General features: G+C 54.2%; 21 protein-coding genes. 4 read left to right on the top strand and 17 right to left on the bottom strand.

The genetic code is table 11. The features are described 5' to 3' along the window. Positions 1-28: 28 nt before the first annotated feature. The 4 genes from KI379_RS20660 to KI379_RS20675 form a co-directional block, all read right to left on the bottom strand. On the bottom strand, positions 29-535 hold the full coding sequence (locus KI379_RS20660; protein WP_076176996.1) for a type 1 glutamine amidotransferase domain-containing protein: 507 nt from the start codon (positions 533-535) through the stop codon (positions 29-31). 287 nt (positions 536-822) lie between these two features. Beyond that, positions 823-984, bottom strand: a complete 162-nt coding sequence (locus tag KI379_RS20665) for a hypothetical protein (protein WP_212984557.1) — start codon at positions 982-984, stop codon at positions 823-825. Between the two features lie 70 nt (positions 985-1,054). Beyond that, positions 1,055-1,501, bottom strand: a complete 447-nt coding sequence (gene dtd, locus KI379_RS20670) for a D-aminoacyl-tRNA deacylase (protein WP_212984558.1) — start codon at positions 1,499-1,501, stop codon at positions 1,055-1,057. Positions 1,502-1,607: 106 nt separating this feature from the next. Beyond that, entirely contained in the window at positions 1,608-3,785 is a 2,178-nt protein-coding gene (locus KI379_RS20675; RefSeq protein ID WP_076176994.1) for a RelA/SpoT family protein, read from the bottom strand. Positions 3,786-4,064: 279 nt separating this feature from the next. On the opposite strand from KI379_RS20675, the gene uraA reads away from it, so the two are divergent. Next, the gene (gene uraA / locus KI379_RS20680) at positions 4,065-5,387 is read left to right on the top strand and encodes a uracil permease (protein WP_212984559.1); all 1,323 of its coding nucleotides are present in this window, start codon (positions 4,065-4,067) and stop codon (positions 5,385-5,387) included. Between the two features lie 133 nt (positions 5,388-5,520). On the opposite strand, the gene KI379_RS20685 is transcribed toward uraA, so the two are convergent. The 12 genes from KI379_RS20685 to KI379_RS20740 form a co-directional block, all read right to left on the bottom strand. Continuing rightward, the gene (locus KI379_RS20685; protein ID WP_244879336.1) at positions 5,521-7,101 is read right to left on the bottom strand and encodes an FAD-dependent oxidoreductase; all 1,581 of its coding nucleotides are present in this window, start codon (positions 7,099-7,101) and stop codon (positions 5,521-5,523) included. A gap of 57 nt (positions 7,102-7,158) precedes the next feature. After that, complete coding sequence (locus KI379_RS20690; protein WP_373309571.1) at positions 7,159-7,866, bottom strand: N-acetylmannosamine-6-phosphate 2-epimerase; 708 nt, start codon at positions 7,864-7,866, stop codon at positions 7,159-7,161. A gap of 38 nt (positions 7,867-7,904) precedes the next feature. Beyond that, complete coding sequence (locus KI379_RS20695) at positions 7,905-9,449, bottom strand: DUF4127 family protein (protein WP_212984560.1); 1,545 nt, start codon at positions 9,447-9,449, stop codon at positions 7,905-7,907. A gap of 38 nt (positions 9,450-9,487) precedes the next feature. Beyond that, positions 9,488-10,333, bottom strand: a complete 846-nt coding sequence (locus KI379_RS20700) for a carbohydrate ABC transporter permease (RefSeq protein WP_212984561.1) — start codon at positions 10,331-10,333, stop codon at positions 9,488-9,490. Further along, positions 10,333-11,214, bottom strand: coding sequence for a carbohydrate ABC transporter permease (locus KI379_RS20705; protein ID WP_076176990.1), 882 nt, complete (start codon positions 11,212-11,214; stop codon positions 10,333-10,335). The genes KI379_RS20700 and KI379_RS20705 overlap by 1 nt, the downstream gene beginning before the upstream one ends. 72 nt (positions 11,215-11,286) lie before the next feature. Then, positions 11,287-12,612, bottom strand: a complete 1,326-nt coding sequence (locus KI379_RS20710) for an ABC transporter substrate-binding protein (protein WP_076176989.1) — start codon at positions 12,610-12,612, stop codon at positions 11,287-11,289. A gap of 440 nt (positions 12,613-13,052) precedes the next feature. Beyond that, positions 13,053-13,571, bottom strand: a complete 519-nt coding sequence (locus KI379_RS20715; RefSeq protein ID WP_076177014.1) for an adenine phosphoribosyltransferase — start codon at positions 13,569-13,571, stop codon at positions 13,053-13,055. A gap of 149 nt (positions 13,572-13,720) precedes the next feature. After that, positions 13,721-16,120: a single-stranded-DNA-specific exonuclease RecJ gene (gene recJ, locus KI379_RS20720; protein ID WP_212984562.1), complete on the bottom strand. Its 2,400-nt coding sequence runs from the start codon at positions 16,118-16,120 to the stop codon at positions 13,721-13,723. A 56-nt stretch (positions 16,121-16,176) separates the two neighbouring features. Next, on the bottom strand, positions 16,177-17,133 hold the full coding sequence (locus KI379_RS20725) for a cation diffusion facilitator family transporter (RefSeq protein ID WP_212984563.1): 957 nt from the start codon (positions 17,131-17,133) through the stop codon (positions 16,177-16,179). A gap of 159 nt (positions 17,134-17,292) precedes the next feature. Continuing rightward, positions 17,293-18,198: a protein translocase subunit SecF gene (gene secF, locus KI379_RS20730; protein WP_076176986.1), complete on the bottom strand. Its 906-nt coding sequence runs from the start codon at positions 18,196-18,198 to the stop codon at positions 17,293-17,295. Then, positions 18,188-19,471 carry a protein translocase subunit SecD gene (gene secD, locus KI379_RS20735; protein WP_212984564.1) on the bottom strand — a complete coding sequence of 428 codons (1,284 nt, stop codon included), beginning with the start codon at positions 19,469-19,471 and terminating at the stop codon, positions 18,188-18,190. The genes secF and secD overlap by 11 nt, the downstream gene beginning before the upstream one ends. Before the next feature lie 141 nt (positions 19,472-19,612). Beyond that, complete coding sequence (locus tag KI379_RS20740) at positions 19,613-19,855, bottom strand: post-transcriptional regulator (protein WP_076177013.1); 243 nt, start codon at positions 19,853-19,855, stop codon at positions 19,613-19,615. A 278-nt stretch (positions 19,856-20,133) separates the two neighbouring features. Between KI379_RS20740 and spoVB the strand changes: the two genes are divergently transcribed. After that, the gene (gene spoVB, locus KI379_RS20745; protein WP_212984808.1) at positions 20,134-21,768 is read left to right on the top strand and encodes a stage V sporulation protein B; all 1,635 of its coding nucleotides are present in this window, start codon (positions 20,134-20,136) and stop codon (positions 21,766-21,768) included. A 23-nt stretch (positions 21,769-21,791) separates the two neighbouring features. On the opposite strand, the gene KI379_RS20750 is transcribed toward spoVB, so the two are convergent. Continuing rightward, the gene (locus KI379_RS20750; protein ID WP_212984809.1) at positions 21,792-22,649 is read right to left on the bottom strand and encodes a DUF421 domain-containing protein; all 858 of its coding nucleotides are present in this window, start codon (positions 22,647-22,649) and stop codon (positions 21,792-21,794) included. 178 nt (positions 22,650-22,827) lie between these two features. On the opposite strand from KI379_RS20750, the gene KI379_RS20755 reads away from it, so the two are divergent. Together KI379_RS20755 and KI379_RS20760 are read left to right on the top strand one after the other, a co-directional pair. Continuing rightward, positions 22,828-23,223, top strand: coding sequence for a TIGR04086 family membrane protein (locus tag KI379_RS20755; protein WP_076176984.1), 396 nt, complete (start codon positions 22,828-22,830; stop codon positions 23,221-23,223). Between the two features lie 63 nt (positions 23,224-23,286). Then, positions 23,287-24,117: a phosphatase PAP2 family protein gene (locus tag KI379_RS20760; protein ID WP_212984565.1), complete on the top strand. Its 831-nt coding sequence runs from the start codon at positions 23,287-23,289 to the stop codon at positions 24,115-24,117. Positions 24,118-24,275 lie beyond the last annotated feature (158 nt).

Here is a 24,275-nt window from a genome sequence, read left to right on the forward strand (position 1 = left end):
CGAAAGCTTCCAAGGCACTCCCGGAGCCTTACAGCACGTTCAGCAGTTCCCGGACAAAGGCCGGTTCGTCTTTGGGAGTCCGTGAAGTGATGAAGTTGCCGTCCAGGACGACTTCCTCATCCTTAAATTCCGCGCCGGCGTTCACCATGTCATCCTGAAGCGGCGGGTACGAGGTGATCGTTCTGCCTTTCAGCAGACCGGCGCTGATTAAAATTTGCGGGCCGTGGCAAATCGCGGCGATCGGCTTGCCGGCGCTGTTGATCTCCTTCACGAAGTTCAGCACATCCTTGTTCAGCCGCAGGTTCTCCGGAGAAGAGCCTCCTGGAATGACGACGGCATCATAATCGGCCGCCTTCGCGTCCGCGATAGCTTTGTCCGCCGTATACGAGGCTTCTCCGTTTTTACCGGTCAGCTTCTCACCCTGCTGGAGGCCGATAATATCCGTGTCATGGCCCGCTTTGTTGACTTCATCATATGGGACTTTCATTTCCGAATCTTCAAATGCGTTCGCTAGTAAAAATGCAACCTTGCTCATGGAATATCGTTCTCCTTTCATGGATAAGTGGTCCACGCCTTGTTATTACCCGAATCGCGCACGTTTATAACATGCTCGCGGATCCAATCGCGAGGAAAGAAAGGAGAAGAGGCGGAATTTTCGGTTTGCAAGCTGATCAAGTCATTTTGGGGGTGGATATTCGTAATAAACTTGGGGCCGATCATCTCAAATAACTGCAAAAAGCTCTTTTCCACAGAAAAGAACCCTCTTTCGCAATAAAAGAGGGTTCTGCTCGGTTCTATTTACTTGAAACAATCATGGGCCGACTACCGCATGGTCTGCTGCCGGCCGATTCCCTTCGTGTACAAGGTCCATAAGGGAAAAGGGATTTCCCGTACAGCCTGCATCGTCTTGGCGGCCTCGTGCAGCGAGGCGACCGGCGCAAGCGGCAGCGACTGCAGCGTTTGGGTCTGAACGGATTGGCGCATATTGGATGAACTCCTTATGTGTATATAAATGGCGGATGCTCATCCCTATTTTGCCCGATATTTACCGTTTCTATGCCCCATTGCTGTCGATAATCAGCGTGACCGGTCCCCAGTTGGTAAAGGTGACGTCCATCATCGCCCCGAACCGGCCGGTGGCGACCTCAAGCCCTTTGTCTCTGAGCTCGCGGTTGAATTGTTCGTACAGCCCTTCCGCGATATCCGGTTTGGCCGCGGCCATGAAGTTCGGGCGTTTGCCTTTGCGGCAGTCGCCGTACAGGGTGAACTGCGACACGGACAGTATGCCCCCGCCAACTTCCATGACGCTGTAGTTCATTTTCCCCTCATCATCTTCAAAAATGCGCAGCCCGGCAACCTTATCAGCCAAATATTTCGCGTCTTTCTCCGTATCCTCATGGGTAACGCCGACGAGCACCATCAGCCCCTGGCTGATCGCCCCCGTGACCTCCCCATCTACCGTAACCTGCGCTTCCTTACAGCGCTGTACAACCACTTTCATGCTGTCTCTCTACGCTCCTTCGCTTGTTCCGCTCCCTTGGGCACCTGAGTTGTCAACGTATGCTCCGATGGGCAGTGTGCATTCCCCAGGCCCTTACTGAATATCCTTACTGAATGATCCGGTGTACGGTGTACACATCCTTCACGCGCTTGATCCGTTCCACGACCGACTGCAAATGATCGGTGTTGCGGATCAGGATCGTCATGTGGATGAGCGCCATTTTGTTTTTGTCCGAGCGCCCGGTCACCGCGGAAATGTTCGTTTTGCTCTCCGATACCGCCTGAAGCACCTCGTTCAGAAGCCCGTTCCGGTCATGTCCCGTAATTTCGATATCGACGCTGTAATTCGCCTCGATCTCGGTTTCCCACTCGACTTCGATCACGCGTGCGGCTTCTTCACCGTCGCCCGACGCCGGAATGTTCGGACAGTCCGAGCGGTGCACCGATACGCCGCGGCCGCGGGTGACGTAACCGACGATGTCGTCGCCGGGCACCGGATTGCAGCAGCGCGCAAAGCGGACGAGCAGGTTGTCGATGCCTTTGACCCGGACGCCGTTGGTCGGGCGCGATCTCTTCTCGGCCGGCTTGATTTCCTTCTTCTCGGTCGTGAGCTCCAGCAGGCTGGCTTCCTCCTGCTCCTTGCGGAGCCGCTCCGTCAGGCGGGTACAAATCTGCGCTGCGGTAATGCCGCCAAAGCCGACGCCCGACAGCATGTCTTCGATATCGTTGAACGAAAACTTTTTCGCCACTTCCAGCAGCTTCTCGTCCGTCATCCATTCAGAGATGTCCAGGCCGCGGCCCTTCAGCTCGCGCTCGACCATTTCGCGGCCCTTCTCCACGTTCTCTTCCCGTTTTTCCTTCTTGAACCACTGCTTGATCTTGCTTCGCGCATGCGAAGATTGGGCAATCTTCAGCCAGTCGCCGCTCGGTCCGTAAGAATGCTTGGACGTCAAAATCTCAACGATATCCCCGGTTTTGAGACGGTGATCCAGCGGTACGATCCGCCCGTTCACCTTGGCCCCGATGGTCCGGTTTCCGACCTCCGTATGAATCCGGTAAGCAAAATCCAGCGGCACCGAGCCGGAAGGCAGCTCAATGACTTCGCCTTTTGGCGTAAACACAAAAACAAGATCCGAGAAAAAGTCCATTTTGAGCGATTCCACAAATTCCGAAGCGTCCTTGGCTTCATGCTGCAGCTCCAGAATTTCGCGGAAAAAGGTCATTTTATTCTCAAAGTTGCCGCCGACGGCGGTTGTACCTTCTTTATAAGCCCAGTGGGCCGCGATCCCGTACTCGGCGGTGCGGTGCATTTCCCAGGTCCGGATCTGAACCTCGGTCGGCTCACCGTTAGGTCCGACTACGGTCGTATGCAGCGACTGGTACATGTTGGCCTTCGGCATGGCGATATAGTCCTTGAACCGGCCCGGCATCGGCTTCCACAGGGTATGAATAATTCCCAGGGTGGCATAACAGTCCTTAATGTTATCCACAATAATACGGATCGCGAGCAAATCGTAGATTTCGTTGAACTGCTTGTTTTTGGTCGTCATTTTATTAAAGACGCTGTAGATATGCTTTGGCCGTCCCGACAAATCGCCCTCAATGCCCATTTCCTCCAGCTTTTCGCGGATCCGGACGATGACGTTTTCGACGAACTGCTCACGCTCAGCCTTCTTCTTGTGGATCAGGTTGGCGATGCGGTAATACTGCTGCGGATTGAGGTAACGGAGCGACAAATCCTCCATTTCGCTCTTGATCGCTGAAATACCGAGACGGTCGGCAATCGGACAAAAGATTTCAAGCGTCTCATAAGCGATCCGCCGCTGACTCTCCTCGGACTGGTATTTCAGTGTCCGCATATTGTGCAGGCGGTCGGCCAGCTTGATGACGATGACACGAATATCCTGCGCCATCGCGATAAACATTTTACGGTAATTCTCGTTCTGCTGTTCTTCCTTGGAACGGAACTGGATTCGCTCCAGTTTGGTCAGTCCATCGACAAGCATGGCACAGGTGGCGCCAAATCGGGTACGGATATCCTCGAGCGATACGGTCGTGTCCTCGACCACGTCATGAAGAAGCGCGGCGACGATGGAGGTCGTATCCATCATCAAGTTCACGACAATATCTGCAACCGCAAGCGGATGCAGGATATAAGGCTCGCCTGATTTGCGCACCTGACCGTGATGGGCCTGTTCCGCAAATTCATAGGCTTCCCTGATGCGGTCCAAATCCGGCTCTTTTATATAGGCTCCAGCCTTTTCAAGTAATCGCTCTATGCCCATTCTAGTCGTTTCCGTTTCCCTTCTATATAAAATAGAACCCGCGTCATAATCCATCTTTGCAGGTTCTGTCATGTAATGATTTTATATAATTATGACGCTTGAACGGCGTTACGTCAACATTTCCTGCCAGGAACAGGAAGCCTGGGAACAACAAACAAGTTTTTTGGCCAAATTGCGCCCCGGGAGTGAAAAAAAAGATTGAAAAATGTCATAATTCCAGATAAATTAGATTGAATGAATTTATTGATATGGACGAAATCACGTATGGGAGTGAACGAATTGCAACGCGAAATTCAAGTCAATGAAAGGCTTCCTCTGGGACCGGGCTTTCTGCTCAGCCTGCAGCACCTCTTCGCCATGTTCGGAAGCACGGTGCTCGTGCCGAACCTGTTCGGCGTTGATCCGGGCATGATCCTGCTGATGAACGGGATCGGCACCCTGCTGTACATCCTGATCTGCCGGGCCAAGATTCCGGCGTATCTGGGCTCCAGCTTTGCTTTCATTTCTCCGGTGCTGGCCGTGCTCGGCAACAATCCGAAGGAAAATTACCCGCTGGCCCTGGGGGCCTTCATCATTACGGGTATCATCTTCGTCATCGTGGGCCTGATCGTCCAGTTCGCGGGTACGGGCTGGATCGACGTCGTGTTCCCGCCGGCCGCCATGGGCGCGATCGTCGCCACGATCGGACTGGAGCTGGTGCCGACTGCGGCAGGCATGGCCGGACTGCTTCCGAAGGCAGACGCGGCTTCCGGCGCGATGACCTATGACATGAACAGCATCATTTTATCCATGACGACGCTCGGCGTAACTGTCATCGGCGCGGTTCTGTTCCGCGGATTTCCGAAGATCATCCATATTCTGATCGGTATCGTCGTCGGATACGTCCTGTCCTTCTTTATGCCTGGCATGGTTAATAAGGACGCGATCGCCAGCGCCCACTTCTTCACGATGCCGACGGTCACCACGCCAAGCTGGAACTGGGCCGCCATCGCGACCATTATCCCGGTATCCCTGGTCGTCATCGTCGAGCATATCGGACACCTGCTAGTAACGAGCAACATCGTCGGCAAAGACTTGTCGAAGGATCCGGGACTGAACCGCTCGCTGCTGGGCAACGGCATTTCGACCATCCTTTCCGGCTTTGTCGGCTCCACGCCGAACACGACGTACGGGGAAAATATCGGCGTCATGGCGCTGACCAAAGTGTATTCGGTCTTCGTCATCGGCGGCGCGGCCGTCATCGCGATCCTGCTGTCCTTCTCGGGCACGGTGTCTTCGGTCATCGCGAACATTCCGACGCCGGTCATGGGCGGCGTATCCCTGCTGCTGTTCGGCGTCATCGCCGCTTCCGGTCTGCGGATCTTTGTCGAGCAGAAGGTTGACTTCTCCAAGCCGACCAACATGATCCTGGCGACGCTGGTTCTGGTCGTCGGCATCAGCGGCGTGCAGCTCAACCTTGGCCCCGTTCAATTGAAAGGCATGGCGCTCGCCACAATCGTAGGCATCGTGCTCAGCCTGTTCTTCAAGCTGATTGAGGTCACCGGGCTGTCTAACGAACCGGGCGGCAAGGAGCAGGAACTGGTGGAGAAAATTCCGGATTGAGTGACAAGGGATCGGAACAACAGTTGAACCGCCAACCCACAAATAAAAAGCAGACGCAACGCAAGAAAGCCGGACAAGCATCCGAAAGATGCCGTCCGGCTTTTTCGTATATTTATGGCGTAAATCAGGGCATCTACATTTCCAATGTCCCTTCCGGCCAGTGAAGCTGAACCCCATATCGCTCCAGCATCGCCTGGTAATCGCATAAATGCGCTGCCGAGGCCCTTACATCACGCGGAGGAAGGCCGTGCATCACCGCATAAGCGGCTAATAGTCCCGCGGATTCCCCGATGTTCCATTCCGTCGGATGCAGCCGGTAGCAGCCATTGGCGATCTGCGTCATGCCGATATTTTTGCATGCCGGAAGCAGGTTGGTCATCCGTACCGGAATCAGCGATCCGAGCGGAATTTCATAAGGATAGTTCGGAATAAAGAAAGCCCGCTGGTTCACCGTCGTCGGATGCAGGTCCAAATAATAGCTTCCGACGCCGACGCTGTCCTCATACCGCTTGATTCCATTAGCGCCGCGAAGCTCCTGACTGACATCATGCTCGGTGATCGTGTACTGCGCGCGGATCCGCCGCGACTCCCGGATATATGGGGACTTCGCCAAGCCGTCTTCCGTGCCGAGTACGTCGCCCCGCAGCCGGATGCCTGGATACCCGTATCCCCCGTCAAGCCGGGGAGCTTCGGTCTGCAGCCAGTACACAAGCGATAGCGTAAGCCCGCGAGCCGCCTCCAGATGACGCTTGCGCTCCTGCTCCGTTACGCCGATCACAGGCCCCAGATAATAATCGTTCATCGGCCAGTTAAGCAGCGTCACCTCGCCGTCGCTCAGCGGCACGCGCCACAGGGAGGGGTCCACGATCCGCCGGTAATCCCACAGCGACATGATCCCCTGGTCGTTCGGAAACATCGTAAACCGCCGCAATTTGGACGTATCCTCGGCTTCGTTCGCATACCAGCTTAAGATCGGATACGTGGAAAATGAGGGCTTGTATTCATGCCAAAAATCATAGCTGTCGGGCTTCGGCATCGTAAAGTTGCCGTCTGGGATGTATTCCACAGCCGCCACATGGGTGATGGACTGCATATCAAGCGGATCGGCCTGCTCCAGCGCGTGCGGCTCGTTCGTTTCGCTGCGCGCCTCAGCTCCGCTCACATATTCCGCACCGGCCAGGGGAAGAAGCTCTCCGGTTTCCGTAGCGTCCAGAAAATACGCGCCTCTCAGCTTATAGCTGGTCTGCCCATCTGTCTTCTCTACCGTTACCGACGCCACCTGATCACCTGCCGTCTCGCAGTGAACAGGGCGCGTGTTAAGCAGCACCTGGATCCGGCGGGTGTTGACGTACGGGGCCAGCATATCCTCCAGCACCTGCAGGGCAACCTTCGGCTCATGCGCCACCCTGCTGACCCAGGCGTTCCCCGGATTGAGCTCCGGATCGTTTAACGCCTGCTCGTTGAGCGGGTAGTTGCGTTTGTAATAATCCCTGACCCGGTTTCGGAACTCCCGGTAGGATGCCGTACAGCCGAAGCTTTCGATCCAGCGGTGCTCATCGGGAGGAACCGCCTGCGAGGTCAGCTGTCCTCCGATCCAATCGGTCTCCTCGGTCACGATCACCTTCATCCCGGCTTTGGCCGCCGCCAGGGCGGCCGACGTTCCGCCGAGTCCTCCGCCGATGATAATGACATCAGCCACCAGCTCTTGAATCAACGTTATCCACGCTCCTTTCCTTATTAGCCAGTCATATTCAGTGGACGCCCGTCCTTCTCATGCTCTCAGCGACTGGGCCGCCTTTCGGGCCGCGTTCGAGAAGCGCCGCGTGATCTGCTGCGGTCTGGAAATGGCCCCGCCCACCACGACGGCGTGCGCGCCGAGCTTGAGCGCCTCCTCAACCTGGTAGGGTTCGTGGATCCGGCCTTCGGCAATGAGCGGAATGCTCAGCCGGGCCGCCGCTTCTTCAACCAGCTTCAGGTCGGGACCTTCGAGCTGCGGCGAATAATCCGTATATCCCGACAGCGTCGTCGATACGCAGCTGACGCCGAGGGAAGCGGCATGAACGGCCTCATCCAGCGTCGAAACATCCGCCATGCTGGCAACGCCTGCCTGCTTCATCCGCTGGATCAGATCCTCCAGCCGGGCTCCGCCGGGCCGACTACGTCCCGTCGCGTCAAAAGCGATCATGTCCGCGCCAGCCTCAAGCAGCTCCTCCACCTCCTTGAGCGTAGGCGTAATATAAACGTCCGATCCCGCATACTCCCGCTTGATGATCCCGATCACCGGGATCGAAACCGCAGCTTTGATCGCCCGGACGTCGTCCGCCCCGTTGGCACGGATCGCCGACGCTCCACCTTCTTCGGCGGCCTTGGCCATGCGGGCCATAATGTGCGCACCGTGCAGCGGCTCATCCGGCAGCGCCTGGCAGGATGCGATCAGGCAGTATCGCAGAGATTGCAGTATTGGCTCCAGTATGTCCACCCTCTCTCATCTTTTTATGTAGCTTATCAAAGCCACTATTATCTATATATCGGCGGTTTCACATGAAAACGCGCTTGTAGTCCTACTTCGAAAGTACGGTTCCAGGGCATGAAGCAATCCGTGATCTCCACCACCCCTTGATCGCTGTTTATGCGCTGATCCAGCATTTCTCCTAGGCGTTCCTTGACCAGCCTGGACACTTCACCGCGCTGGCCGTCCAGTTCGAACACGCTGAGCCCCAGCTGCTCAACCAGACCGGCGTTCAGCTCCATCCGGACACCAGCGCAATAGCAGACATCCTCGGCATACCGCAGCGCCAGAAAGTCAAGATGCTCCTGCGTCCTGCCATAATGCAGGTACAGCATGGATTGTGAAATGACCGTTCCCAGCGAATTGGAGCTCGTATTCCATCCGGCATAACCCGCCAGGTTAAACAGCATCCCTTTTTGCCGCAGCAGCTTCACCAGCTTCAAATCGCCGCCGTTCGCATACCCGACGTCCGCGACAGCTGCCGGCGTGCCGTGAACCTTCATCACATAATCCCCATACTCCACCAGCTCGATAATATTCCGGTTGATGTCATAACCGAAGAACGGGTGCTGCTGGGACACGGCTTCGACCATCGTTTCACCCGGCGTATTCACGAGCAGCACCAAGTCTGACTCGCTGCAGCCGGACCCGATTAAGCCGCCCGCCGCCATGATTTGATACTTCAGCGTCTCATAGAAGTACCGGTCCTCGTACAGCGGTGTGACAAAGCTGCCTTGAACCGCAGCAAGGCGCGGATAAATGAGCGGCGTGCTTCCCTTGATTTCGTTGACCATGCGAGCCAGCAGGGTGCATCCGACCTCATCGGCGCCGGGATACATGTACGCTCGTAGCTCCACATCGAGCTCAGAGATTTGCGCTCTGACCTTCTGCTGATCCTTGGCCGTATAACCGTATGGCGCCGAATCGTCTTGAGGGAAAATCATAAAATCAATCCCGCCGTCTGCAATCACATCCAGCACGCGGCCGATCGCCTCGATGTTCACCGACCTGCGGTCCAGATAATCCTGCAGCACATCAGCGGGCAGCCGGGTATCGATCTCGGCCAGTTCCATGCTTTCTTCCGCCGTGGCCAGCCCCAGCTCCTGCCGGTGGCTGATAAAGCCTTTGCGGAAGATTTCCCGGCCCCAGTCGCCGTAGTAATCCGGCTCCTCATCGGCGATCGAATACTGCGGACAGCGCATGATCAGCTGAAAGGCAAAGAGCCGCAAGTTCGGATTCCGTACCTTCAGCCGCCGCAGCCGGTCCACCCGGTTCGCAAGCTCCCCCGGCTTCAGGTAATGCAGGCGTGACGGGATGATGCCGCCGTACAGCAGCGTGTCTATGGCGATGATGGCCCCGTCGGCGTCAGCGGCCTCCTGTTCCAGCCAGGCCCACAACCTTTCGGTATCGCCCGGGCGCTTTTTGAGACCCATCATGTCCATCGGCGGCCGGACCATCTCAAACTCGGTTCCCTGCGCCAGCATATACGGGAATTCATAGTTGCAGGGACGTTCGTCCAGAGGGACGAACACCAGTTTGTGACTCTTCTCCATGTCTGCAAGCTTCCTTTCCTAGCGTAAATTAGCCCATCTTACCCCTTGATCGCGCCCGCCATGCCTTCCATGTAGTAACGCTGGGTAAACAGGAACACGATAATAATCGGCAGCACCGAGATCATCGTTCCCGCCGCGATCCATCCGAAATTGTAGGAGAATTGGCCGTTCAGGAACGTCAGCGCCGCAGCAAGCGGATACTTCTGCGGATCGTCCAGCACAACGATCGGCCACAGGAAGTTGTTCCAGAACGCCATCATTTCCAGCAGCGAAATGACCGCAATCGCCGGTTTTACCAAGGGCAGGATCAGCTGCAGCCAAATCCGGAACTCGGAGGCACCGTCCATTTTTCCCGAATCACGAACGTCCGAAGGAATCCCGAGAAAGGTCTGGCGCATCAAGAAGATGTTGAACACCGACACGGCCGAAGGCAGTACGACCCCCAGAAAGGACCCGGTTAAATGCAGAGACTGAATCGTCAGATAATGCACGATCATCGCTGTCGAAGACGGGATAATCATCGTGGCCACCAGTAAGGTAAACACGAGATCCCTTCCTTTGAAGCGAAAGGTCGCCAGCGGATACGCGGTCAGGCTGGAGAGAACGACGTTCGTCACAACCCCGAGCACCGTAATCACGACCGTATTATAGATATACTTCGGAAAGTTCATGAACTGCCAAACCTTCACGTAATTGTCGAAGTCAATGAACGTCGGCAGGATGGCCGGCGGGTTGGCGAACACGTTTTTCCCCGGCATCAAAGACACGCTGAGCAGCCAGAGAAACGGTCCCATCATAAACAGAGCCAGCGCGACCAGCAAAATATAGACGATCGTCAGCCGAACCCCTGTCTTCACTTGCTTCATTCCACGATTCGCTATCATCAGTATGGATTGACACCGCCTTTCCGGTTAAATCGGAACACGAGCACGCTGAATATGGCGATAATGACGCTGACGATGAGCCCCAGCGCCGAGGCGTACCCGAAGTTGAACTGTTCCAGACCTTTTTGGAAAATATAGACGCTCGATGTCAGCGTTGATGTACCCGGTCCGCCCTTGGTCAAAATATAAACCTCGTCAAAGACGCGGATCGCCCCCATCAAAGAGATCAGGGTACAGAATAAAATGTGGGGTCTCAGCAGCGGAATCGTGATGTTCAGAATCAACCGCAGCCTGCTCGCTCCGTCCACCCGCGCCGCTTCGTACAGATCCGAAGGAATGCCCTGGAGTCCGGCCAGGTACAGCATCATATAATAGCCCAGGCCCTTCCACATCGTAATGAACATAAGCACGAACAGTGCTGTACTGCTGGTGGCGAGCCAGGATACCTGGTCGCTGATGATTCCTACTTTAATCAAAAGAAAATTGACGACCCCGTTGTTGCTCAGGAGCCAGCTCCAGATCAGTGCCACGGCGACCATGGAGGTCACGACCGGAATATAATAAGCGGTTCGGAAGAACTTCACGCCCGGGATTTTCCCGTTGACCAGAATCGCCATCAGGATGGACAAAATCTGGATGATCGGAACGACGATCACGTACAGCAGCGAATTCCACAGCGAAATGATGAAATTGTGGTCTTTAAACGCGTTCACAAAGTTATCGACACCGACATAATGCGTTTCGGAAATAACCGAGTAGTCCGTGAAGGACAGCGGGATACCGTAAATAATAGGCCAAAATACGAATACAGCGACAACCAGAAGTCCCGGGGCCATAAAAGCCCATGCCGTGAATGACTCCGACCGCATCCATTTGTACACTCTGTGATCACCACCTAACTAGAATGTACGGGGGAACCCAGTCCCCCCGCACGCCTTCCGTCAACGGGTCCCTTACTTCTTAAGCACCCCGTTAACTTCCTGTTCCATTGCATCTACCGTCGCTTTGACATCAGCCCCGTTCAGGAAAATTTTCTGCAGGCCGCGGGCGATGGCGGAGTTGATATCCCCTGCGTTCGGCACGCCGACCATGTAATCGACCGCCTTATCCAAGCTGTTGGCCGAAGCGATCTTAGCTTCCGCCTCCAGCGATTTGTCGGTTTCCGTAAAGAACGGATCCTTGATCGATTCCTTGGTGGACGGCAGCGTGTTCGCCGCTTTGGAGAATGACGTCTGATTTTCGGCATTCGTTACGAAGACCGCAAACTCGACCGCTTCCTTCTGATGCTTCGACTTGGCCGGAACGACCAGGTTCATGGAGTTGGACAAGCGGACGTCGGCTTTTCCGGTCGGCAGCGGTACGGCAATCGTGTTCTTATACACGTCCGGAGCCGAAGTCTTCAGGAAGTTGATGAAGGTCGGACCGGCCAGCTCAAAGGCCACCTGCTCCCCGGAGTAATATTGGATCTGCTTCGTGAACGGAACGTCTTCTTTCATGATGACGCCGTCGGCGATGTTTTTCTGAATCGTTTCGATCATGCTGGTCATCTCAGGTGTGTTAAAGGCTGCGGCCGTTTTGTCATCATTCAGAATCGGAATGCCGTTGACCGGAAGCAGCTTCGAGGCGAACTGCTGCGAATATCCGAGCTTACCGGTTTTCGCCTTCACTTGGCGCGCCCAATCAGCCAGCTCCTCCATCGTTTTCGGCGGATTCGCCGGATCCAGACCGGCTTCCTTCACGATTTTCGTGTTCATAAAGAGAACCTCGGTGCCTGTATACCAAGGTAGGGCATAAGCCTTGCCGTCGATAACGGTGGAGTTGAAGATGCCGTCGAAATAAGCTCCCTTCTCTTCATCCGTCAGGAACCCGTTCAAATCGAGCACGGCTCCTTTGGAGCCCATCTGGCTGGCAAATTCGGTGTTCAGGTTCACGACGTCCGGGCTGTTGCCGCTGGCGATGCTGGTCAGCAGCTTGTTGGTCACCGCGTCATAAGGATAGTCTTTCCAATCGATCGTAACGCCCGGATGACTGCTCTGGTAATCGGCAATGAGCTTATTGAAGTAGTCCGTGAATGTAGGCTGCAGCGCGATGGTCCAAAACTCCAGCTTGACCGGATCGCTGCTCTTCGTCTCGGTGGACGGCTGCGGTTCGGAGGATTGCGATGGCGGAGCATCCGCCTTATTCCCTCCTCCACAAGCGCTGAGTACGACCGACAACAGCATGACAGACAGCAAAGTCAGAACAAATCCTCTACTTCTACCTCTTCCCTGTTTCCTCATTAGCAATGGCCTCCCCTTTGATCATAAAAGATGATTCCAAGCATGTGTTTCCTGCTTTAGGCAGATTATAGCAAACCGTATAAAAATAAAAAAGATATTTTTCATATTTATTAAAAAAAGTGGAGTTATTTTCCCGAATAGATTTATCAAGCTCCGTTTCTAATGCAGCCACTTTTCAACAAAAGCTCAATATATGGCAGCGGCAAACTCTGCCGCTCCACAGCGAACCTGCGTTCAAGCCTGATGAGACGAAATCAGCGTTGCTCCTTTATGTGCGCATAATTCCCCGGATCCTATTGTAAGTAGACTCAGACGCAACTATATACTGAGTGCACAGGGGCGCCGGCATCCTATCACAAGAACAAAAAAAGAGCCGCCTGAAAGTCATTTCGACTTCAGACAGCTCTTTGTTTATTTCCCGGGAAACGAACTCCCGGTTTTTAATCTTCGTAGGACATGAGGGAGAATACTTCCACGCCAGGCAGCTTGTCGCGTCCCTTCAAAGCTTCAAGCTCAATCATGAACGCCGCCCCAACCACGTTGCCGCCCAGTTGGTTAACCAGATTTACGGATGTGGAAATGGTTCCGCCCGTGGCAAGCAGATCGTCAGCGATCAGAACGTTTTGGCCTTTCTTGATCGCGTCGGTGTGCATGGCCAGCTTATCCTTGCCATATTCGAGATCATAACCGACTTCAATCGTTTCGTAAGGCAGCTTGCCGCTCTTACGGATCGGCGCGAATCCGACGCCCAGCGCGTATGCAAGCGGCGCCCCGACGACGAAGCCCCGGGCTTCCGGACCGGCAATGACATCGATCTGCAGATGAGACACCATGGCCTTGATGTCATCGATGGCCTTTTTGTACATTTCCCCGTTTTGAAGCAGGGTCGTAATATCTTTAAAACTGATTCCAGCCACCGGGAAGTCCGGAATCACCCGGATATAATCTTTGTAATTCAACATAATCTCTCCTTCTAGAGTTTTACGAAGTAAAACTGACTTCGTAAGCGTTACTTGGTTTTACGAAGAAACGGACTCCGTAAGCGTTGCTTGAGGTCACGAAATGATACGGACCCTCGTAAGCATTCATTTCGACCGATCGTCTCCGGTCACGAAGCTCCCTGCATGCGGGAAATGAACCAGCTCGTGACCTGCGGCGTACTGGCATACAGCAGATGCTGTTCCATTTCCGCCAAGTTCCCTAGCGCAAGGAAATGGCGGGATGAAGCCAAATCACGCTTGGGCGGTTTAGGAATAAAACGGATAAGGCCTTCCTGCCTGTCTATAAAAGAAAGCTCCTCGAACACATCCATCATCTTCGTCACCATGCGGATGCTGCACGATGCCTGCTGACTGAGCCTCGATAAGGCGGTTTCTTCTTGGACGGGCTCGGCTGCGATTCTTGACAACAATATATAGAGCTTCTTGAACTGATCCCTGTCCGGCACAGCGAGTCTCTCTCTCTTATGTACCTGATGAAGCAGAAATACGTTGGACAGTTTCGGAAAAGAAAACAGAACGGCATCCAGCTGCTCCGGCGTCTCCGGCGCGTTCAGCATGAACAGCGTCGTTACGTCGTCCTGGCCGGACCGCTCCTCATTCGGATGATACGCCAAAATTCCAGCATTCTTATCATATACCCAAAGGGTGGATTCATTCAAACGGATTTTTGCCGGATCCAGAATCTCCCGTTCCAGCACCGCCGCCACCTGCGTCGGCCCCAGTCTGAAATGCGATCCGATCAGCTGGCTGACCCGGTCGATCTCCTGCCAAGGATCATTGGATCCGCGCAGGTCAAACACCTGCGGCTGCGTAAGCTTCAGATCCTGCAGCATCAGCTGCGGTCTGCGCGATCCGTTCCATTCATTGACGCTCATTTCGCCGAGCAGATCGAGCTCCGCGCCTTCCATCAACACTTCGGCCAGCTCGCCTTTGCCGAACGCGACCACTTCCAGGCGGATGCCGTCCTGCTGAACGAGCAGCTTGAGGTGCTTGCTGTCACGTCCCATCTTCCGGGTCTCAAGAAGCCTGCAGTTTCGAAAAATAAACTTGGGCACAGGATTGGCCATACCGAAGGGCGACAGCATTTCCATCTCATCGATGACCGACAAGGGAACGTCCGACAGCCGCCATTCTCCGTCTGATGCCGCGACGGGAATAAAATCGGATTCGGTCAGAACCCCGGCGGCATACTCGTTCAGCGCCTGCTCGAACGCATCCAGCTGATCCCTGTGCAGGCTCATGCCCGCAGCGGACGGATGGCCGCCATAATGGTCCATCAGCGATTTGCAGGAGGTCAGCGCCTCATAGATGTCGAGCCCCGGAATGGAGCGGGCTGACCCTTTGCACATGCCGGTATCCGGATCTATACCCAATATGATGACCGGGCGGTAATACCGTTCCAAAATTTTGGAAGCGACAATGCCGACGACGCCCACATTCCAGCCTTCTCCGGCCAGCACGATCACGTCGGGCACCCGGCTCCCATCGGTCTTGGCCAGAAGCTGGCTGGTCGCCTCCTGGACGATATCGTCGACTACCTGCTGCCGCTCCTTATTGAGTTCATCCAGCCCATGGGACAATCTTAATGCCTCATCCTCGTCTTCCGTCGTCAGCAAGGCTACGGCCGATCCTGCATGATCCAGCCTCCCGCTGGCATTAATGCGCGGGGCCATGCCGAAGGCGACATTGGTCGATGTAACATTCCGCATCGTAATGCCCCCGACTTCCATGAGGGCGCGGATCCCCGGAAACGCAGAGCTGCGCATCTGCTCTAAGCCGCGGCTGACCAGGATGCGGTTCTCGCCGCTGAGCGGCATCAAGTCCGCAATGGTACCGATGGCCACAATTTCCGTCCATTCCACTGGCGGCTGGCCGAGCATCGCCTGGGTCAGCTTGTAAGCCACCCCGACCCCGGCCAGGCCTTTAAACGGGTACGGGCAGTTCGGCTGCTTCGGATTGATCAGCGCATAGGCGTCGGGCAGCACTTCCGGAGGCTCGTGGTGGTCGGTGACGATCACATCCATCCCGAGCGAGTTGGCATACGCGATCTGCTCGACGGCGCTGATGCCGGTATCAACTGTGATAATCAGGCTGACCCCCTGCTGATGCGCCCAATCCAGCGCATGGTTGTGCAGTCCGTACCCCTCATTGGAGCGGTGCGGAATATAGATATCGTAGGACGCTCCAAGATAGCGCATGAAATGAATCATGAGCGAAGTACTGGACACGCCGTCAGCGTCGTAATCCCCGTAGATTAATATATGTTCGCCGGTCTCGACCGCTTTCTGAATCCGTGGAACAGCCTCCTTCATGCCGAGCAGCAGGAACGGATCATGCAATGCGTCCAAACTTCCGTTTAAAAACAAGGCGGCTTCCTCTGCACTGTTAATTCCTCTGGCCGCCAACAGCGAGCCTACAAGAGGAGAAACCGACAGCTCCTGTGCCAGCCGTCCCGCCTTTTCCGGATCCGCTTCGGAAGTCCGCCATTCATATTTTGAATCAAACAATCGTCTTCACCTTTCTTTCCCCGCCCCGTCTTCTGTTCGTATACGTCATGAGCAAGCTATTGGAGCAGTGTCGGCTGCTCATTATCCGTCAGATGATGGTTCGACTTGTACGGATAACCGGGATCATAAGGGACGACCTGGATATTTACGATGCTGACATGCAAAAAACGGTGCATCAGAAGCTTCTTGACCCGGTCGGCGATCTCGGCGCCTTCCTGGACGGTAATCCGCGGATTGACACTGATCTTCAAATCGATCGTAATGTAGTGTCCCTGTTCCGATGCTTTCAGGTCATCCACCGTAATAACGCCGTGAACCCGCTGCACCGTATCGATAAAATTAATCGCGTCCTCCTGCTCGGTCTCCTGCACCAGCTGTCCGTACACGGAGCTGACGATGAGGCGGTAGCCTCTGCGCAGCAGCAGCGCCGCGACGATCAGAGCCGAGATGGAATCCATATACTGCAGCATGGACCAATGAAAGGCGCTGCCGGTCATCGTCAGAATGACACCGATCAATACCGTGATGGACGAATACAAGCTGAAGCGGTGGTTGTCGGCGTACACCGTATGCATGCCGTCACCCTGCTTCTTGGATTGGCGGTACTGGAACTGAAAGAGCGCTTCTTTGACCGCAAGCGAGACGAGTATCGCAATCAGCGTAAACTGCCCGGGTGTCTGCACACGGCCTGAAGCCAGGTCCCGGACCGCCGCTACGGCAATTTGCAATCCTCCCATCAGCACAAGAACCGAAAACAAAATCGCCAGAATCGGCTCTGTTCTTCCGGCCCGCAGATCAGCCTGCTGCGCACTCCGGAGCTTTGACGACGTCCGCCATGGAATGCGCCGGGCCAGTGCGCCGGCTGCGTCCGATGCGGAATACAGCGCATCTCCCAGCAGTGCCTTGCTCCCTGTAAAATATCCGACCACGCCTTTGAACAAGGCAAGTAACAGTTCACCGGCAATTCCCGTCCAGGCGACGGTACCCGATGGATTTGAACGCTCTATACTCATGAAAGCCTCCCCCCGGCAATCTGAATACCGATTCTGATCTGTTGATTGAAAAAGATATGACATTCACGACAATAAGTTTAGATAAAGTCAGATAAGTTCCAGCGGAAAAGCCGCGCCCAATCAGACGCGGCTTTCCTTCATAACATTCGCTTCACAAGGTTACGCCTTGGAAGGTTTGGCTGGCTTGGCACTGGTCTTTTGTTTGCTTTTGAATACGAGCCACAGCGGACTGGCGATAAAGATCGAAGAATACGCCCCGAACAACAGCCCGATAACCATCGCCAACGAGAACATCTTGATCGATTCCCCGCCAAACAGGAACAGGAAGAAGGCCGCAATAAACACCGTCAGCGCCGTATACAAGGAGCGCATGAGCATCTGGCTCACGCTCTTGTTCATAATAGCTTTCAAATCGTCTTTGGTCTTCTGCTTGCCGAACCGCAGATTTTCGCGGATCCGGTCGAAAATAACGATCGTATCGTTAATGGAGTAACCGATGATCGTCAATACCGCCACGATAAACGTCAGGCTGACTTCCAATCGGAAGATCGAGAAGACGGCCACAACCATGAAGGCGTCATGCAGCAGCGCCACGATGGCCGCCAGCGCGAACCGCCACTCAAACCGGATACTTACATAAATGATAATCCCGATACAGGAAATCAGAACCGAGTAAATGGCATTCCGTCCGAGCTCCTTGGCCATTTCCGTATCGACCGTGTTGATTTCGAACGATGCTGTTTTATCCAGCTCCTGGATCGCGGACTTGAGCTGTTCACTCTGGTCTTCGTTAAGCTCCTTGGTAAAACGGATGTTGACCCGCTTGTCCCCAGGAGCAACCGTTGCGCCGTCGCTGAGGTGGATCTTGTCCAGCAGCGGCTCAACTTCAGCCTTCGTCACGTTCTTCGACAGCTTGACGTCCACATTGGAGCCTGCTTGGAAATCAACGCCGTAGTTTAATCCAAAAGCGGAAAGGGTAATGATTCCCGCAATCGTCAGGACGATGGAGAAGATGAACGCATACTTGCTCATCTTCATAAAATCGTAATCTTTTTTAAAGTGCACGAATATCACTCTCCTTTACCCCGAACTGCTCCGGCTTCTTCAGCACGCCGGCTTTAACCAAAAGGCTGAGCAGGTAATGGGTGAAGTACACATTCGTGAGAATACTGAGTACGATTTCCACGATCAGTACCAGCGCAAAGCCTTTGACGGCGCCTGTACCGAAGGCAAACATAACCGCTCCGACGATAATGGTCGTAATGTTGGAATCGAGAATCGTACGGAAGGACGACTTGTTGCCTGCTTTGACCGCAGACATGACGCTCTTGCCGTTCCGCATTTCCTCCCTGATCCGTTCATTCGTAATGATGTTGGCGTCAACCGCCATCCCGATACCGAGAATAAACGCCGCGATCCCCGGCAGGGTCAGCGTAAAGTCGGCCCAGACGAAGACGAGAATGAGCAGCCAGGTGTGGGCAATCAGTCCAAAGCTGGCGATGATACCCGGCAGGCGGTACATGCCGATCATGAAGATCAGAATCAGGATGGAAGCGATGATGCCCGCTTCGATCGTTTTATGCAAAGACTGCATGCCCAGCGTTGCGCCCACGCTCTGAGAGTACTTCTCCGTCAGCTTCAAAGGCAGCGCCCCGAGGTTGATCGTATCGCGGATCTGGTTGGCTTCGTCCATGGTGTAATTACCCGTGATCGAGGCTTTGCCGTCCGTCAGTTCCTGATTTACGGTCGGAGCGGATAAAAGGGTATCATCCAGGAAAATAGCGAGTTCTTTGCCGACCAAACGCTTGGTCACATCGGCAAATTTCTTTTTATCTTTCACTTTGATATCGATTTGCGGACGGTTCAGGTTGTCCATACCCACCTGTGCACCGTTTTCCACGAAATCGCTTCCGACGAGTTCGGTTTTACAATAGAGGTCCTTCGGATCTACCGTGCCATCCTTCCCCGCTTCGGGCGTTTTACATCCTTCCGCACTGCGGAAAGTCAGCGACGCCGGTTCCTTCATTTTCTTGCGGACCTCGGCTTCGTTCGTCACGCCTGCGATTTTCAGACGGATCCGGTTCGTGCCCTCGGTGGTCACTTCAGGCTCGCTCGTTCCGAGCACGTTGGCGCGTTTCTCCAAGCTTTCCGCCGTCCGTATGAGGGACTCTCTCGTAATCTTCTGCCCCTGCTCCAGCGGCTGGGCCTCATACAGAATCTCAAAGCCCCCTTTAAGATCGAGACCGAGTCGTACGTTGTCGAGCAGCGCAGGGCTTGTCCCAGCCATGACCGCAATCGATACGAGCACGACGATGATGAAAGTGACAATTCTTTTCATGCCGTTCCTAGTTCCCCTTTCGTTCTCAATATTCCTATTATAGCCATGCGCCAAAAGGCAGTCAATTTATCAATATTTGTCGTTTTCCGATTTTACCGTATCCCTCATCCCATTTAACACAAGCAGAAAAAAAGATCCCTTTCAATCGAAAGTGGATCCTTTATATGCGGATATAGTCATAAAATTCATAAACGTCATCACTTTCAAAGAGAGTATATCGTTGACCAGCATGTAGAGCGGAGGAATCCCTTCCTTCTCGTATTTGACGCTGACGCAGTTCCAAATATCCTTGCTGGTTACATGCTCGTAGCCGACGAGTCTGAATTCCTCCGCCTTGCTGCGGCAGAGCGATTCAATCGCTTCCTCCAGCTGCCTGTCGTTCATTTCCTCAGAGCTCACTCTACGGCCTCCTCTCGATTGCCTCTTTCCACGCACGATCTGTTCTGGATGTCCTACAGTCCATTGTAGCACTGATTCGTTCTGTATTCGACCCCATCGCCTTCGATTCCTTCTTTTGTCCAAATGTTACCGGAAAGGATGAATGAGTTGGGACAGGTTCAGCATATCCATTAAACAAGGTCTGACATTACCAAAAGTGGCAGCACAGCTTCGACACGGGAAGAGGGAGTGGACAATTGAACAAGCATCCTAAAAATCCAGGCATCAAAAAGCAAACCTTTATCCAAGGCACGATGATTTTGCTTGCCGCCGGCATCGTGAACCGCATTCTCGGGTTTATACCGCGCATCGCCCTGCCCCGGATCATCGGCGCCGAAGGGGTGGGGATTTATCAGCTGGGTTATCCTTTTTTCCTGGTGATTATGACGCTGATTACTGGGGGTGTCCCGCTGGCGATCGCCAAGCTGGTGTCGGAAGCGGAAACCGAAGGCAAACCGCAAAATTCAAAGTATGTCCTGCGGGTCAGCCTCGCGTTGACGGTGGGTCTCAGCGTACTGTTTATGGCTTTATGCCTGTGGCTGGCCCCTTGGATCACGACAACGATTATAACGGATTCCCGCGTGTACTACACCTTTGTCAGCATGACGCCCATGCTCGTTATCGTGGCCATCTCGTCCGTCTACCGCGGCTATTTCCAGGGAAGGCAGAACATGATTCCGTCCGCGACCTCTTCGATTATCGAGACCGTTTTTCGGATCGTGTGCACGCTGTGGTTCGCCTACCTGCTGCTGCCAAAAGGAATAGCTTATGCGGCTGCCGGAGCCATGCTTGGCGTGATGGCCGGGGAATTTTTCGGGCTGCTCGCCCTGCTGTGGCAGTACCACCGGGACGAGAACTGGCTGTCGTCCAGGCAAGCCCGGAGAGAGAAAGCAAAGCAGCACAAAAAAGCCGGCCTTGAAGACAGTTCCGGCAGCCAGGTCAGCCGCGGATTGTTCCCACGCCTGCTTGGCATCACCGTACCGGTCACCGCCGGGCGTTTGGTCGGCTCCTTTTCTTACCTGCTTGAATCGATTATTACAGCCCAGAGCCTAGCGCTCGCCGGTGTCGTCACTGCTGTAGCAACCGCCCAGTATGGCGCGCTGCAAGGCATGGTCATCCCGCTGCTGCTGCTTCCGGGCGTACTGACCTCGTCCCTCGCGGTCTCGCTTGTGCCTTCGCTGTCCGAAGCCGCCGCCCGCAAAGACAAGCTTACGATTCACAAACGGTTAAACCAGACGATCCGGCTCGCGCTCGTCACCGGCGCCCCCTTTGCCGTCATTATGTATGTCCTTGCAGAGCCGCTGTGCCTGCTGCTGTACAACAATGCGGACATCTCCAACATGCTGCGCACGATGGCGCCATTTGCGCTGTTTCTGTACGTTCAGGCACCGCTTCAGGCCACCCTGCAGGCGCTGGACCGGCCAAGCCGCGCCCTGTTCAACACCTTGATCGGAGCCGTCCTCAAGCTGTTCCTGATCTGGTACCTGTCCTCCCAGCCGGAGTACGGCATTTACGGGGCCGTTATCGCGATTATCATCAACAGCATCGTGGTCACGTTCCTGCACGGGTTCAGCGTCAGCCGGCTGCTCGCCTACCGATTCCGGATGTTCGATCTGCTGAAGCTGGCGGGAGCCATGATTATCATGACGGGCATTACCCAATACGGCTATCTCCATCTGCCACTGGGAGGAATCGTTTGGATCCGCTTTTTGGCAGCCATGTCTATAGGCATGATCGCTTTTCTGGCCGCCGTATTTGCTTTAAAGCTGGTGTCCTTGCGGGATCTGTCCCGCATGCCCTACCTTGAAAAATGGTTCAAACCTAGAAATCCAAGAAACCCCAAGACGCCTGCCGCCTGATCCGCAGCACGGAAATTTCCGTCTTATTTGCGGTCGATGTAAAGCCGGCCTTTATGGTCGATGGAGCAGAGAAACACGTCTTTAAACTCTTTGATTCCCTGCTGCCGGATCTGATTTTTCAGCCAGAAGCGATTTTTGTTCAGCCGCTCCAAATTGTCGTCCTGTACTTTTCCGTCCATGATGAGCGGGATCGGCAGTATGCCATAGGTAAATTTTCCGCTGGGAACCAGAATTTTTTTACTGCGGTTTCTCGCCGGGACCCGGGACGGATCGGCATATGGGGTTCTATAAATCTGTTTCGGCTTGCCGGCGGTCTCCTCTGAACGTGAAATAGCTAACGCATTGCCGGCGGGGTTTTGTGGTTTACCGTTTCGATTTGGCTTCTCCTGGGGAACGGGCATGTCGTACTTTTCTCTTTTTTCATTCCGTTTGGATTTAGGAATAACCGTCAACTGCCCGGAGTTTTCCAGAATCGCAAATTCCACATCCGCCACGTTTTCGATACTTCGCCCGCGCAATTGAAGAAGCAAATCGTCCAGATTATACCGATGCTTCCTCATTTCTTCACGGTTGAGCTTGCCTCCCGATACGAGGATGGCCGGTTTTCCTTCGAATAACAGGCGGATTTTCCGGCTCTTCAAGCTGATGAAAGCAATCGTGATCTGAATCAAGACAAGCGTAGCCATCGGAAAGAGTCCGTCCGTGATCGGACGCGCCGTATCCTCCAGCACAAAAACGCCGATTTCAGCGATCATGATCGAGATGACCAGGTCAAAAATGGACAGCTTCCCGATCTCCCGCTTGCCCATGATCCGGAGGGTCAGGTAGATGACAAAGTACATCAGGACGGTTCGGAAAACAGGAATCAGTATATCGGACATCACGGCCACCCGCTCCTTTCTGCGCCATTCATCATGCCAATTAAGGATATTTTGACCTTTCGGGAGCACGGACATTCAGAAGCCAGAGCGATAAATTATTGGAAAATTACTTGTACTACTGGGGCAAGCCGTCACATAAATTTACATTAAATTGTGGAACTATGAAGGGGGTTCTCTTATGCATTTGATCCGTCGCCTGTTCTCTTTTCGGATCTCCAATCCCACTTTGTCGGGACTGTATTATTCCTTTTTCTGGATGATGGTTGGGGCGCTTATTCTTTCTTTCCTGTTGTGGTCCAGCGGCATGAAAGAACAAAGCCTGTCCCGCTACATTTACGTGGTTCATGCTGTCGCCGCAGCATTTGGAGGTCTTGTATCCGGGAAGCGTTCAGGCAGACGGGGTTGGTACCAGGGCGGATTAACCGGCATTTTGTACGGTCTCATGATCATCATAATCGGATTTTTGGCCCTTGACAGCAGCCTTCGGCTTGGAGATTTGCTGTTGATCGCAGCCGTTATTGCTTCGGGAGCCATCGGGGGCATGTTCGGGGTGAATTTAAAAAACAAATCGTAACCATTAAACTCCTCGCATGTGCTACACTAAGTGCACTTAAAGCAAGAGGAGGACGTCCCCGACGTGTTGTATGACTCTATGAATTATATTTCGGCAGCAACGCTTGTTATGGCGATCGGGCTGATCTGGCTGGGCACCCTGCGCAACCCTCTGAGGGCCGGATGGCTGCTGATCCGGGAGTTTGGAATCAATCGCAAATTTTTGGGGCTATTCGCTTTGATGGCTGCGATCCTCCTGTTCAACAGGTACGAACTGCAAATCGAATCGGCCATGCATGTGAAGCAAGACTTCACCCCATGGGTATTCGGGATCGAGGGGCATTTCGTACAGCACCTGCAGCAGTTTTTTCACAGCCCTTACATTACGCCCGTATCGGTATTTTTTTACGTAGTGGTGTTCCAATCCTTACTGATCGCTATGCTTGGAATCTTTGCGGCCGACGGGAACAAAGCCTTTCTCATGGCTGCCTGCATTGCCGTCTTCATCAATTATGCGGTGGCCATCCCGTTTTACCTCTTCTTTCCCGTGAACGAGGTTTGGTCCTTTCCGCCATCCGGCACGTCGTTCTACATGCTGGAAGTTTTTCCGAAATTCGAACAGGCGTACCGGCCGCTATCCGGTATTAACAACTGCTTTCCAAGCCTTCACACTTCGATTTCTATCACCATGCTGGTGCTCGGGATCCGTTCGGGGAATCCACGACTGGCCCTCATGACGCTGGTCAGCGCCGTCATCATCATTTTCAGCATCTTCTACCTCGGCATCCATTGGCTGACGGATTCGGTCGCCGGTACCCTGCTCGGTCTGCTTGCCGCTTCCGCCGGGATCTACTGGGGACGGAGGCTTGCGCACCCGAAGCAGCAACAAGTAAAGCCCATCGTATCCGATCTCTAATACAAAAAGGCTGCACCCTTGTCCGTAGACAAGCTGTGCAGCCTTTTGTCATCCGTAAGTATGAACATCGGCGACAGCAGCAGAGCTCCCTCTGCCGCTATCGTTATGTGATGTGCCTGGTCTTACTGGAAATGTTGCTTATGAACGCTCTCCCCGTG

The organism is Paenibacillus cineris (assembly GCF_018333335.1).
GTDB lineage: Bacteria > Bacillota > Bacilli > Paenibacillales > Paenibacillaceae > Paenibacillus_AQ > Paenibacillus_AQ favisporus.